This window comes from Psychromonas sp. 14N.309.X.WAT.B.A12 (assembly GCF_030397575.1).
Classification (GTDB): Bacteria; Pseudomonadota; Gammaproteobacteria; order Enterobacterales; family Psychromonadaceae; genus Psychromonas.
In genome coordinates this window covers 15,419-30,068 of the sequence record NZ_JAPNXS010000009.1, presented here as the reverse complement: position 1 = coordinate 30,068, position 14,650 = coordinate 15,419, and the positions used below count along the sequence as shown (strand labels likewise).

The window sequence follows — 14,650 nt, the reverse complement described above, 5'->3', positions numbered from 1 at the left end:
TTCCCAAGCTAAAAGGATAAGGTGACAGTTAAATCTACACTATGACTCAGTACAGCAATGTATAGTGTAAATGGTCTCTTTTTAACTTTTATATTTAGCTCATTTTTGGAGTGTTAGATGGTTTCAGTTCGTGATACACATTTTTACCAAAGTGCATTAAATGACCCAGATAAGTGGGTGACAACATTTGGTTTAAGTAAACAAGATCAAAATAATCTATTTGAGAATTACAACAAAGTAAGTGGTTTATGTGATTCTGAGCAACAAGTGGCCGCTTTGCAGTTAGGCTGTGAAATGGTAGAGATCCTAGTGACATTAAATATGGATATGGACACTCTCAATGCTGCATTAATTTTTCCATTATTAGCGCAAGAAGTACTAAGCACAGAAAAAGTTGACGAGTTATGGCCAAAGCGTATTGCTAAATTAGCAAAAGGCGCAATGGAGATGGAGGGTATTCGTGCTCTGCAAAGCCAAGGTAGTAAAAAGGGGGCTGAGTCACAGGTTGATAACTTACGTCATATGTTATTGGCTATGGTGGAAGATGTACGAGCGGTTGTAATTAAGCTTGCTGAAAGAATATGTTATTTACGTCAGGTTAAAATTGCCGACGAAGAAACTAAAGTAAAACTAGCACATGAAATTTCAACTATTTATGCCCCATTAGCTAACCGTTTAGGCATTGGCCAATTAAAGTGGGAGCTAGAAGATCTCTCTTTCCGTTATCTGCAAGCAGACACCTATAAGAATATTGCAAAGCAATTAGATGAAAAACGTATCGATCGTGAAAATTACATCCAAGACTTTGTTGATACCGTAAAGACCTCACTTAAAGAGATGAATATTGAAGGTACGGCTTATGGTCGACCTAAGCATATCTATAGCATCTACCGTAAGATGCAAAATAAAGACCTTAAATTTGATGAACTGTATGATGTGCGTGCGGTGCGCGTGGTCGTTGAAAAATTACAAGACTGTTATGCCGCGTTAGGTGCTATTCATACTAAATGGCACCATATCCCACGTGAATTTGATGATTATATCGCTAACCCTAAACCTAATGGCTACCAATCAATCCATACCGTGGTATTAGGAGATAGTGGCAAGCCGGTAGAAGTACAAATCCGCACCCAACAAATGCATGAAGATTCTGAGTTGGGTGTTGCCGCGCATTGGAAGTACAAAGAGGGGAGTGCTGGCGGTAAGGCTGCAAGTAACTATGAAGAGAAAATTGCTTGGTTACGTAAACTATTAGCTTGGCAAGAAGACATGAGTGAAGGCGATGACTTAGTGGAAGAGATCCGCAGTCAGGTTTTTGATGATCGTGTCTATGTATTTACCCCTAAAGGCGAGGTGATTGATTTACCCGCAGGTTCAACACCACTTGATTTTGCTTATTATATCCATAGTCAAATTGGACATCGTTGTATTGGAGCAAAAGTAGCGAATCATATCGTTCCTTTTACTTACCAATTAAAAACCGGCGATCAAATTGAAATTTTGACTCAAAAGGAGCCTAATCCAAGTCGAGATTGGTTAAACCCACAAATGGGGTATATCAATGCACCACGTGCAAGACATAAAGTCGCTACTTGGTTTAGAAAGCAAGATCGTGATAAGAATATTATTGCTGGACGTGAATTATTGGAAGTTGAGTTAGCTAAAGTTGAATTAAAATTAGCTGATGTGACACCAGCGATTACTCGCTTTAATGTTGGGACGGCTGATGATATTTACGCAGGTATTGGCAATGGTGATTTACGTATTAACCAGCTAGTGCACTTTTTGGATGGTTTTTATCACAAACAAACGCTCGAGCAACAAGACGCAGCTGCACTATTAGAGCTACAAAATCGCAAAGTACAAGCGGCTCCTAAAAATACCGGTAAAGATATTATCATTGACGGTGTTGGTAATTTAATGCACCACATTGCTCGTTGTTGTCAACCAGTACCTGGCGAGAATATCGTTGGTTATATTACACAAGGGCGTGGTATTTCTATTCACCGTAAAAATTGTGAACAGTTGGCGGACTTAGAAGATGCACATCCAGAGCGTATTATTACTGCAAATTGGGGGGACTCTCAATCATCAGGTTATTCGCTTACTTTACGTTTAATTGCCGATGACCGAAATGGCTTGTTAAAAGATATTACTACTTTGTTATCCAATGAGAAGGTTAATTTGTTGGGGGTGAACAGCCAAACAAATACTAAAACCTTAACGGCAACTATTGATCTGTCTTTGGAAGTGGATAGTAATAAAGAGATTAAAAAGTTATTAGCTAAATTAAAACAGCTAAAAGATGTATCAGACGCACATCGTCTTTAACTTTTTCCCCTAACCTGAATCATTTATTCAGGTTAGGGGTGTTTGATAAATAGTGTTTAAAAAACCTTTTTGGATCAAACCTTGTTAGATCTAGTTTCCTAAATAAAGTCGATAGGGTCGACGTCAATCGACCAGCGCACTTTTCTACCTTCTGGCATCTTATCAAAGTGTGCTAAAGCAGTATTCAACATTTTAGTTACTAGTACTCTTTGCTCACTTTGTATTAAAAGTTGGAAGCGATACTTACCGGCTCTTCGTTCCATAGATGCGGGAATAGGGCCTAATAGCAGTACACGTTCGCTGACTTTATTGTTATCTGCTATCTGTTGTAATGTCTGTTTACATAATCTGAGAAAGTTTTCCGCTTGTGTTGCATTTAATGCCTCCGCTCTGATTAGGGCTTGATAAGAGAAAGGCGGTAGTTGAGCTAGACGTCTTTCCGTTAATGCGCTTCGAGAAAAGTCTGCGTAACCATTATTTACCAACTCCTGTAATAAATTGTGCTCTGGATGGAAGGTTTGTAAAACAACCTGTCCTTTTTTCTCAGCTCGTCCCGCTCTCCCTGCAACCTGAGTAAATAGCTGTCCTAAACGTTCACTGGCTCTAAAGTCATTACTAAACAATGCGCCATCCACATCAACTAAAGCCACGAGGGTTACGTCTGGGAAATGATGGCCTTTTGCTAACATTTGTGTGCCCAGTAAGATTTTATATTTTCCGCTATTAATGTCGTTTAAATAGGTATTAAAGCTGTCTTTCTTTCTTGTGTTGTCGCGGTCAATTCTCACGGTTGGGTGATCTGGGAAAAGCTGTTGAAGTGTCTCTTCAAGTTGTTCTGTACCAACACCTGTAGAGTGTAAGTTAGTTGAACCACAATCATGGCATTGCTCTGGCACTGGGTGAGTGGCAGTACAATGATGGCAATGTAGGTAGTTGGCACTTTTATGATAAGTGTAAAAAGCATCACAACGTTGGCACTTAGCTAACCACCCACACTCATGACACATTAATACTGGAGCGTAACCTCGACGATTAAGGAATAAAATCACTTGATTATTTTTCGCCAAATGCTGCTGCATTAAGGTAATAAGTTGCGGCGATAACCCCGATTTAAGCGGTAAACCTGTTAAATTGATCAAGTCATTTTTAGGAGGTCGGGCATTCCCTGGGCGGTGGGTTAGCTGTAGGTGGTGATAGCGACCTGTTAACGCGTTATTCAATGATTCGAAAGCAGGTGTTGCAGAACCTAATAAAATCGGAATATTTAATTGCGAAGCACGTTTAATGGCAAAATCTCTCGCGTGGTAGCGGAAACTGTCCTGCTGTTTAAAGGAAGCATCATGCTCTTCATCTAAAATAATCACGCCTAAGTTTTTAAAGTCACTAAAAATAGCACTGCGTGTACCGATTATGATGGCTGCCGAACCTTGTTGTGCATGTAACCATGTTTCTAATTGTTGTTGATCGTTCAATGCTGAATGTTTTAAATAAACAGGCACATTAAAGCGCGCTTGAAAACGTTTTATTGTTTGTGGTGTTAAGCCTATTTCAGGCACTATAACTAATGCTTGTTGTCCTGCATTTAACACGGCTTTAAGTATATTTAAATACACTTCTGTTTTGCCACTACCAGTGATCCCTTCTAACAGATAACATTTAAAGTGGTTTAATTGTTGTGTCACACTGGTCACGGCTAATGCTTGTTCCGTACTGAGTTGCGGAGTTTCTTCTATTGTCTGTGTTGACTCTGCCCAAGATAGATTACTGTCAGGCAATTGTTGATAACTACTAATGAAATGCTTTTCTTGTAAGCTATTAAGTGTGGCACGACTCACGCCTTGCTGCTTTAGTGCTTCGTAAGATAAATCTTCTTGTATTAACAAGTTGAATGCAGCGAGCTGCTTTTTAGCTCTGCTCAAAGGTGTAGCATCCATCTCTTTATCAACACATCGCCAATATTCTTTACTGTTAAAGGCAGCTGGTTTGCCTTTGCGTAATAACGTTGGAATTGCTTGCTGGAATACATCACCAAAAGGATGTTGATAATAGACACTTGCCCAGTTTAGTAACTGGTAGAGTGAATCACTTAATAATGGCTGGTGGTCGAGTAGTTCGGTTATCCCTTTTAACTTATCTATCGCATAATCCGATGTTTCTGGTAAGTCTGTTATTACACCAACCTGCTTACGATAACCGCCACCAAAAGGCACGACTACTCGTCGTCCAATTAATGTGCGTGGGTCATCAGCCACTAAATCATTGTTTAACAGGTAATCAAATTGTTTATGTAGTGGAATTGCCAGTGCAATTCTACAAATTAATGCGTTAGCCATAAGTGAAATTGATGCTTGAAAATGAAAAAAGGTATTGTATCTTGTTTATTGAACAACTGCTTTGTTCTCATTTATTATTTTTAAAATGTGCGTTAGTAATTGTTTTATATAGGGAGTTGTAGATTAGGTTAAGCCCTTTTATAGTGTGGTTGTAAGAGGGATATTAGGTTTAAAAGTAACGCTCAACATTTTAATGATTTTCAGTTGTACTTTTATTGAACCTTACTATACAATTCGCAACCTGAAATTTAATGATAAATACGTGTGGTACTTTGTTGAGTGAAATAATTCATTCAAGCTGAGCAGCGACACGGCCTAAAAGAGGTTTTCCTAATGAAAAACGAAATTCATCCAGAATACAAATTAGTTACTGCTACTTGTTCATGTGGTAACGTAATCAAAGTTGGTTCTACTCTTGGTAAAGAAGAGCTAAGCTTAGATATCTGTTCATCTTGTCACCCGTTCTATACTGGTACTCAACGTGTTGTTGATACTGGCGGTCGTATCGACAAGTTCAAAAAACGTTTCGGTGCTTTATCTTCTAAATAAGATAAAATTACCCCGTTTTTACAAAGCACCTTCGGGTGCTTTTTTTGTTTTGAAGGTTAAATTTATCAGTAATAGTAAAACTATTTTATGGCATAATAAGTCAAGTGTGATCGTCATAGGTACAGATAGTTTATTTAATGAACATTATTTATATAAAAAGCATTAAATAAATATTGTAGAAATCGATTTACGATAGTGAGCTGTATTGAGCCATTAAAATAATTTATTTGCATACTAAACTTATCAAGTTTCCCTTAGTCTTAGAGACTTGTTAAATTTTTAAAGCAAAGCGTTAAATACTATTTACATTGGGTTGACTTCACAACTTAGTGTAACTGTTGCTATTTTGTTGTTTTTTTAATCTTAATAGATCAGAATAGTTGTATATTTGGGCTATTATTGGCCCCAAGCCAAAGAATATACAATTTATTAACAAATGATTCATGTTGAATAGAGCTGAATACTGGAATCATCTGCTAATAAGTTGTAAATTACGGCATTTATTTTTTCCATCACTTTCTTGCAAGGGTAATTATATGACAGGAAAACCTTCATCTTCTCAGTTTGAAGTGAATAATATTGCAGATCCGCTATTTATTCATGCTGAGCATATCGCAAAAGATTTTTCTTTATTTCCAGACAATTCATTACCATCGAAAACAGATGGTGTAGAAGGTCTTATTGAAAGTAAGCGAATTAAGTCAAATTTAGCGACAATTAAAAAGCTAGATGTGGATGCTTATATTGCGCGAACAGTCACTCCGGCTGAAAGTAACAAACGTCCCGGTGCCAAAAGCATTGTAGAAGGCTTCAATGGTAAGATTGTTACTGAACAAGTTAATGGCGCTTTTTACTCTGCAGAAATGGAACTAGATTTCGGCGGATACAGCCGACGTGTTGGTTTTATTGCTCAAGAGCGCAGCTCAAATAATGGCGCGTGGATGCCTGAGCATCACTTAGCCGCAAGTAAAGCTATTCGTAAATTTGCTGACCTATCATTACCTATTGTGTACTTAATTGACACTCCTGGGGCTGATGCTGGTGAAGAAGCGAATAGCCAAAACCAAGCACATACTATTTCACAAATGATCACTGAAAGTGCGAACGTTGATGTCCCTACTATCGGTATCGTTGTAGGTGTTGGTTACTCTGGTGGTGCAATCCCATTAGCAACAGCTAACATTTTACTGTCTGTTCGTGATGGTATATTTAATACAATCCAGCCTAAAGGTTTACAAAGCATTGCGCGTAAGTACAACTTATCATGGCAGGAATGTGCTCAATCAGTAGGTGTGTCTCCAGAAGAGCTGCTTACAATGGGCTGTATCGATGGTATTGTTGATTATTCTCCAGTTGACCAAGACGAACGCCAGCATAACCTACAAAAAGCGATTGTGTCAGGTATCTTATCTATTGAAGCTAAGTCAGTAGACTTCGTTCGTCAATATCCAGAGTTATTAGAGCATTACAACCGTAGTTTATCTCGTTACCTTGAGCCATCAAGTAAGCTTGCTGCGATTGAAAATGCAACTGAAGCACGCTTGTTAGCTAAAAACCCAACATCACATAATAATGCATTCGGTACGACTTACCGTTACATGCGTTATTTAACACTACGTTCTCGTATCAAAGCGATTCAGAAGAACGAATACGGTCGTTTATCAAAACTGACTGTACCAGAAGGTGATTTAAAAGCACGTATCGAAGCTGATCGTAAACAAATATTCTTAAACTGGTTAGAAAATCCAGATAAGTTAATTTACGACGATACGCTAAACAAGAACTGGAAATCATTCTTACAAAAACGTGAAGATAAAAGCGTTGAGCGTAATGTATTGACCAAACTTATTTTAGGTGAACCAAAAGCTAACTACGATAATGCACGTAGTACGTTAATGATTAACTTAACTTGGTCTTTATACAACCGTTGGAAAACCAGTGCTGAAAATAACTTCCATTCACTGATTAAGCATTTAGAGAATGAAGAGAAAGCACCGTTAACGGAATCATGGCCTGATCTTGCTGACTTAAACATTATTGATGCTGTTTCTCATGTTGAAACACGTGAAAGCTTCATCTTACATTGTCGTCATATGTTAGTGTTTAACGCGTTATACGACAATACAATGGGTAACTTAGCGTCTATTGCTAAAGAAGCGATGGCTACAAAAGAGCTATCTCGTGAATCTGTCTCTTCTTTAGTTCGTAGTTCATTAAAAGCTGCGCTAAGTAAAGTAAGTGATGATGATTACGAGCAATTGAAAGTGACTTTCAATGCATGGCTACAATACTTTACAGAGCAATCTGAGCGTGGTGAAATTCTAGCTAAAGTTGAAGAGTGGAAGAGTATCGGTGCACCGCAAATGAACTCAAGTTTATTTGTTATCCTGACTTATTTATTCGAAAAACTGTTGCCTGAATACTACAACAGCCGTGAAGATGAAAGCTCATACAATGGTGCGATTAACCCAGTACGAATCGGTCGTCGTAAAGATTTCTGGAACCGTTTAACTATGGGTTACCAAGATCTATTGATTCAAGCTGTATTACGTTCTGAGAAAAACAAAAAGAACAATTCACATCAAGCAATCATTGAAAAGTTCTTTGCTAACTTTAAAGAGTCTCGTGCAGACTTGATGACAGCTAACTTACTAGAGTTCCCTGGTTTCCGTTTATCTGTTGAAGATGCATTAGATAAAAACATCAAACCTTGTGGTTTAATCACTGGTACCGGTGACTTTACTTTACAAAGTGGTGAAGTTCAGCGAGTGGGTGTTGCTGTCTCTAACTTGTCTTTCCAAGCTGGTGCCTTCGATATGGCAAGTGCTGAGAAATTCTGTGCGTTATTAGTTAAATGTGCAAAACAACATTTGCCGGTTATTGCTTTCATCAGTTCTGGTGGTATGCAAACTAAAGAGGGTGCTGCTGCACTATTCTCTATGTCGGTAGTGAACGACCGTATCACTCGTTTTATCCGTGATAATGACTTACCCGTTGTTATGTTTGGTTACGGTGACTGTACCGGTGGTGCTCAAGCAAGCTTTGTAACACACCCAATGGCACAAACGTACTACCTATCTGGTACAAATATGCCGTTTGCTGGTCAAATGGTTGTACCTGCTTACTTACCGTCGACTTCAACGTTATCTAACTACTTATCTCGTGTACCGGGTGCAATGGATGGTTTAGTTATCAACCCGTTCTCTGATGATTTAAATAGTAAGTTACGTGAAATAGATGAAAACATGCCAATGCCTGTTGCAACCGTTGAAGAGACGATTCAACGTGCACTATCTGGTTTTGTTCCTGTTTGTAACCTAGCTGAAGAAGATAACTTCACTAAGTCAGATCCTCGTCAATTAATGCATCCAGTTAAGAAAGTATTAATTCACGCACGTGGTTGTACTGCGGTTAAATTAATCCGTATCGCTAAGCAAAATAACATCAACGTCGTATTAGTTGCGTCTGACCCAGATATGACATCTGTACCAGCAGATATGCTAGGCGAAGGTGATAAGCTAGTTTGTTTAGGTGGTAACACATCTGATGAAAGTTACTTGAATGCAAGTTCAGTATTAAAAGTTGCTGAATATGAGCAAGTAGATGCATTACACCCAGGTATCGGTTTCTTATCTGAAAGCCCACAATTTGCTGATTTATGTATTAGCCACAACGTTAACTTTGTTGGGCCAAGCATGAACAGTATGTTAACAATGGGTAATAAATCTAATGCGATTAAAACTGCTCAAGCCAATGGCGTACCAGTAGTACCTGGTTCTCACGGTATTTTAAGCGGTGCAGAGCAAGCGTTAGATATCGCAAACGAAATGGGTTACCCAGTACTGCTTAAAGCGGTAAATGGTGGTGGCGGTAAAGGTATCTTAGTCATCAATAAAGCTGAAGATATGTTCGCTGGTTTCAACCAAGTATCTGCAGAAGCTCGTAGTGCATTTGGTAACGGTGATTTATACCTAGAGAAATACATTACATCTCTTCGTCACATCGAAGTTCAGTTATTACGTGATAAATTCGGTAATACAAAAGTATTAGGTATTCGTGACTGTTCTGTACAACGTAACAACCAGAAAGTAGTTGAAGAATCTGCTTCTACAATGTTGCCTGAAAAACTAGAGCAAGAAGCACTGAAACATACCGCTGCTTTAGCTAACGCGGTTGATTACATGGGCGCAGGTACGGTTGAATTTATTTACGACCTAGATGCAGATGATATCTACTTCATGGAAATGAACACGCGTCTTCAAGTAGAGCATCCAGTAACTGAAGCGACTTCTTGTATTGATATCGTTAAAGCACAATACGATATTGCATCGGGTGCAGATATTTCTGAGCTAACACCTAAGAAAGAAGGTTACGCAATCGAAGTACGTGTGACTGCTGAGAAAGCAGGTATTGACTCTGATGGCGTTATGCAACTATTACCACATCCTGGTAAAGTAGTTGAATGCATCATCCCTGAGCAAGATGACGTTGAAGTAATGTCTATGATAGCAACAGGTAAAGAAGTATCACCTTACTATGATAGCTTAGTGGCACAGTTCATTTGTCATGGTAAAGATCGTAACGATACAGTTAAGAAACTATTAGCTTTCTTAGATAAAGTAAGTATTAAAGGGATCGCAACAAACATTCCATTATTACAACGTATCCTGAAAGATGAAACGTTCTTAAACGGTAACTACGATACAACTTACTTACCTAAGTTCATGGCGAAACTTGATCAGCAAGTTATGATTGATGAGATGGAAGCTTCTGCTGCATCTGGTCTTGAAGGTGCTGCTGAGTCAATTCAAGTTGATGGTAGTAACGAGCTGAAAGTAATTGCACAAAGTGCTGGTATCTTCTACCGTGCTTCATCTCCAGCTGAACCTGATTTTGTATTAGAAGGTGATATTGTTGGTATTGAACAAACATTAGGTTTAATGGAAGCAATGAAGATGTTCTCACCAGTAACACTAGGCAGCTTTAACCGTAAAGATGCTGTGTTATATGATGCAAACACTAAGTTCCGTATTGAGCGTATTATCAATACAAACGGACAACAAGTGTCAAGTGGCGACTTGTTATACATCATAACTCCTCTATAAGCGTTATTGCCTTAGAGAAACGAAAGCCAGTCTATTGACTGGCTTTTTTTTGCTTTGAATAAAGTATATGATAGTTCGATTAGCATTTGTTTTTATATGGAAATTACCTTGTCTACGTTTTTAAAGTTTACCCTCCGAAAGACTATAGTTAAATGCTATATATTGTTGTCATGTTTTATCTCTCTCCAGGTTTTATCTGCTGAAGTTTTAGTACTTCATTCTGAATATCAAGGCGATCTAGAAACTCGTGAAATACAGAAGGGGATCGAGCAAAAATTTACCGATAGTAACATCTCTTTATATGTTTCCTATTTAGACAGTAATCAACTAATGTCTGATCAAGCCTTAATTCGCCAAGTAGATTTTTTATCAAGAAAGTTTGATATCAAGAGTTTTGATGCAGTTATTGTAAGTGGTGAAAATGCATTAAAATTGGTAAGACAATATGGGCAAAGGTTATTTGCCAATATTCCTGTTATTTTCACTGGCACCAAGTTAAAACAGAATCGCTTAACTGAGTTTACTCATGCAATATCAGCTGTCATAGAGCCAGAAAATATTGTTGAAACCGTTGCTCTCGGATTAAAGCTATTTCCGAATACCATTGATGTTTATATTGTCACGGGTAGTGCAGAGAATAGCCAATTAAATGAAAGTGAGCGTGAGCTATTATCAGACTTTAACCAACAAAGTATTTTCATTTTAAACAATGAGACTCCCTCTTCTTTGAAGAAAACTATTAGTCAAGCACCTAGTAACTCCTTGTTAGTCTTTAGTGACTTCTCAAAAGATAGTGGCGGGTTAAGTTTAAACCGTACAGATGTCCTCAAATCTCTGACCGCTATTGCTAGAATTCCTTTATTTGTTATTCATCAGCATGACTTAATGGAAGGAGTATTAGGCGGCGTAGTAACCAGTGGCTTTTCTCAAGGTGAAGCAGCTGCAGATAAAGTATTAACTTTACTTCAGGGGGTTGCAGTAGAAGATTTACCAACGGAAGTCAGTTTAAGTAATAAGCATCTAATACAATATGCTGAGTTATTAAGGTGGGGGCTAAAAGGTAACGATTTACCAAGTGGTTATGAAATCATTAATGAGCCTATACAACAAAATGAAACTGATTTTAGCATCATTATCTTATCTGCCATTTTGTTTATTTTAGGTTTAATCACCATTTGGATATGGCGCAAATATACGAACTTAGTCAGCACCACAACCTCGCTTAAAGCACAACATGAGCGAGTGAATAATATCTTTAATGTCTCCTATGATTTTATTTTTATTCTAGATCTGGTTGGCGAAATAAAAATAGCTAACCAAACAGCATTAGACTTCATTAACATGGATGAAAATGACATCAATGGAGAGATCCTATGGGAAACTCCGTGGTGGCAACATGACGCGGCGAGCAAGAAAAAACTAAAGTCTGCAATGGGGCAAGCAAGAGTTGGTAAAACCGCGCGTTTTGAATGTCGTTTAATCGATAAAAATCATCATAGTAATGCCTTTGATGTTTTCATACAGCCGGTAAAAAATGAGCGTAGTGTCAATAACCCTCGTCACGAAATTACCTCTATCATTGTTGAAGCAAGGGACATAAGTTCCATTAAAGCCGTTGAAGAAGAGATTCAAAAAGCCAATAAACGTTCTAACCTATTGTTGGATGAAAGTCCTTCCATGCTATTAATGTTAAACGTTCAGGGCTTGATTCTTTCATGTAATAAATTTGGTTGTAACTTATTAGGTTACGGTGACGGAGAGTTAGTCGGGCGTAATTTAGTCACCCTTTATTCTCAGTTAATTAATATCGATGATTTAAAAAATTATTTAGCAGAATGTGCCGATCAAGAAGATATGTTACGTACTCGCGAAATATCTTACTCTACTAAAAATGGTAGAAAAGTATGGATTAACGAAAGAGTGCGTAAAATAGAAGGCCACGATCAATACTTTTTAGTTTGTGAAAATATCACCGAGCGTTATGAGCTATCGAAAGAGTTAAATTATCGTGCTTCTCATGATTATTTAACCGGGTTAAAAAATAGATTATTTTTTGAAAGCCAGTTAGAGAAAAACTTAGATGAAGTAAAACAGCACCACACACCATGTTGTTTAATGTATCTTGATATGGATAAATTTAAAATCATCAATGATACCTGTGGGCATCATGCTGGTGATGAAGTCTTACGTCAAATTTCTACCATCTTGACGGAGAGTGTTTCTGCAAGAGCAATGGTGGCAAGGTTAGGTGGAGATGAGTTTGCTATTATTTTACCTAATGCAGAGCTTGACGAGGCACAAAAAACAGCTGAGAGCATTATTTCAGCCATTGCTAAGCATTATTTCCTATGGGAAGGGCATCACTTCTCCTTAGGGGTTAGTATTGGTTTAACTGAGTTATCACACTTCTATCGTGATGGGGTTCATGCCTTAAATTGTGTAGACAGTGCTTGCTACACAGCAAAGCAATCAGGCCGTAATCGTATTCATATTTATGAAGAGGATATCCAAGAAGAACTGCGCCGTGAAGAGGTGGTGTGGGTCAATAAAGTACAAGATGCTTTACGTGATGAAACGCGTTTTTGCTTATATGCACAAGTAATTAAGCCAGTTAATGGTGATGAAAACTACCTGCATTATGAAATATTAACACGCATGATTGATGAGAACGGTGAGCTTGCGCCGCCTGCTAAGTTTATTCCTATCGCTGAAAGCTATAACTTAGCGGACAAGATAGACATGATCATCATTACTAAAACATTAAACTGGCTGAAAAATCATCCAGAGCATGTTTTACAGTTAAATATGTGTTCCATTAATTTATCTGGACAATCCTTAGGTGACCCACAATTTATTGATGATTTAGTAGAGCTACTCATGCACTCTTCTCTGCCTTTAGAAAAATTATGTTTTGAGATCACTGAAACCGTCGCCATTGGTAATTTTACTAATGCCTCTAAACTGATTAACTCTTTAAAACAACTGGGTTGCCAATTAGCTTTAGATGACTTTGGAACTGGGTTATCGTCATTCGGTTATTTAAAGCGTCTTAATGTCGATTACTTAAAAATTGATGGTGTCTTTGTTAAAGACATGGCCACTGACGAGCAAGACTTTGGTATCGTTAAAACGATCCATGAATTAAGCCATCTGTTTGGTAAAAAAACCATCGCAGAGTATGTAGAAAACGAAGCGATAATTGAAAAGTTAAATGAAATTGGTGTCGATTTTGCGCAAGGGTATCACTTAGGCAAACCCATGCCGATCGATATGATGGCATTATTATCTACTTCATTAACCGAGGATGATATGTAATGGATATCGCATTAATTTGTAATGAAAATATTTTAGCGCCTAAAGCAAAAAAATTACGTGAAAAATGGGGCTTTGTTGCACAAAAAAGTGAACAGTTTCAATTACGCCTGTTACCAGAATATTTAGCCTTAGAGCAATTAGATGATAAACAACAAGGGCTGGTTTTTGTTGATTTCGCTTCTGGTGCTGTAGCCCATCGTCGAAAGTTTGGTGGTGGCAAAGGGCAGTCAATTGCTAAAGCGGTTGGTATGAAAGCAGGTGTTCAATTACATGTGATTGATGCAACAGCAGGGTTAGGAAGAGATGCCTTTGTATTAGCCTCACTAGGCTGTAACGTGGATATGGTTGAACGTTCACCCGTTGCCGCTGCATTATTAGAAGATGGCCTTGAGCGTGCCTATTTGGATGCAGAGATAGGCGATTGGATGCAACAACGTATGCGTTTAACGCATGCCAGTGGTTACGATTATTTACAACACCACCAAGCAGACGTGGTTTATTTAGATCCGATGTTCCCGCATAAAAAGAAATCCGCATTAGTAAAAAAAGAGATGCGTGTATTCCAAGGCGTTGTGGGCGCAGATCTCGATGCAGATGACTTGTTAGAGGTTGCTTTAAATGCTGCTAAATACAGAGTTGTAGTGAAGCGCCCTGATTACGCGCCATTCCTAAACGATAAAAAACCTTCTATGAGCATTAAAACAAAGAAAAACAGGTTTGACGTATACGTCAAACAGGCAATTGGCACTTAGCCTAAAGTTTTGAGTTTGTTAATTTTTAGGGGGGCGCTACAACCATACTTTGACAAATTTAAACCATACATTGACATAAAAAATAGTAATCTAATTAAAAAAATGGTTTTATAAATCAATAGATTATTGTTAATTATAATCATAGTCTGACAAATTGTTTTATTTTTAAACTAGTATATACTTAATTGTACAAAAAACGATCAGGTTTGTTTTGTGTATATACAAAATTTACGAAAAACATCTCTGAATAAAAAATGTATTCAAA

The 14,650-nt window shown here is 37.9% G+C and carries 6 protein-coding genes; 5 read left to right on the top strand and 1 reads right to left on the bottom strand.

Going from position 1 to position 14,650, the window contains the following annotated elements:
- The first annotated feature begins 117 nt into the window (after positions 1-117).
- A complete protein-coding gene (relA, locus tag OW492_RS12330) occupies positions 118-2,331 on the top strand; it encodes a GTP diphosphokinase (protein ID WP_290040331.1) in 2,214 nt (737 codons plus the stop codon).
- A 98-nt stretch (positions 2,332-2,429) separates the two neighbouring features.
- Here relA and priA read toward each other — a convergent pair whose 3' ends face one another.
- On the bottom strand, positions 2,430-4,664 hold the full coding sequence (priA, locus tag OW492_RS12325) for a primosomal protein N' (protein WP_290040329.1): 2,235 nt from the start codon (positions 4,662-4,664) through the stop codon (positions 2,430-2,432).
- A 333-nt stretch (positions 4,665-4,997) separates the two neighbouring features.
- Between priA and rpmE the strand changes: the two genes are divergently transcribed.
- The 4 genes from rpmE to OW492_RS12305 all read left to right on the top strand — a co-directional run bounded on the left by rpmE (position 4,998) and on the right by OW492_RS12305 (position 14,385).
- Positions 4,998-5,213: a 50S ribosomal protein L31 gene (gene rpmE / locus OW492_RS12320; RefSeq protein WP_290040327.1), complete on the top strand. Its 216-nt coding sequence runs from the start codon at positions 4,998-5,000 to the stop codon at positions 5,211-5,213.
- Positions 5,214-5,749: 536 nt separating this feature from the next.
- Positions 5,750-10,318 carry a biotin carboxylase N-terminal domain-containing protein gene (locus OW492_RS12315; protein ID WP_290040324.1) on the top strand — a complete coding sequence of 1,523 codons (4,569 nt, stop codon included), beginning with the start codon at positions 5,750-5,752 and terminating at the stop codon, positions 10,316-10,318.
- Between the two features lie 165 nt (positions 10,319-10,483).
- Complete coding sequence (locus OW492_RS12310; RefSeq protein ID WP_290040322.1) at positions 10,484-13,633, top strand: ABC transporter substrate binding protein; 3,150 nt, start codon at positions 10,484-10,486, stop codon at positions 13,631-13,633.
- Complete coding sequence (locus OW492_RS12305; protein ID WP_290040319.1) at positions 13,633-14,385, top strand: class I SAM-dependent methyltransferase; 753 nt, start codon at positions 13,633-13,635, stop codon at positions 14,383-14,385. Before OW492_RS12310 ends, OW492_RS12305 begins: the two co-directional genes overlap by 1 nt.
- Positions 14,386-14,650 lie beyond the last annotated feature (265 nt).

Bases quoted from the DNA above. Each gene is read 5' to 3' on its own strand.
- relA (WP_290040331.1), top strand. From the start codon at position 118: ATGGTTTCAGTTCGTGATACACATTTTTACCAAAGTGCATTAAATGAC.
- priA (WP_290040329.1), bottom strand. From the start codon at position 4,664: ATGGCTAACGCATTAATTTGTAGAATTGCACTGGCAATTCCACTACAT.
- rpmE (WP_290040327.1), top strand. From the start codon at position 4,998: ATGAAAAACGAAATTCATCCAGAATACAAATTAGTTACTGCTACTTGT.
- OW492_RS12305 (WP_290040319.1), top strand. From the start codon at position 13,633: ATGGATATCGCATTAATTTGTAATGAAAATATTTTAGCGCCTAAAGCA.
- OW492_RS12315 (WP_290040324.1), top strand. From the start codon at position 5,750: ATGACAGGAAAACCTTCATCTTCTCAGTTTGAAGTGAATAATATTGCA.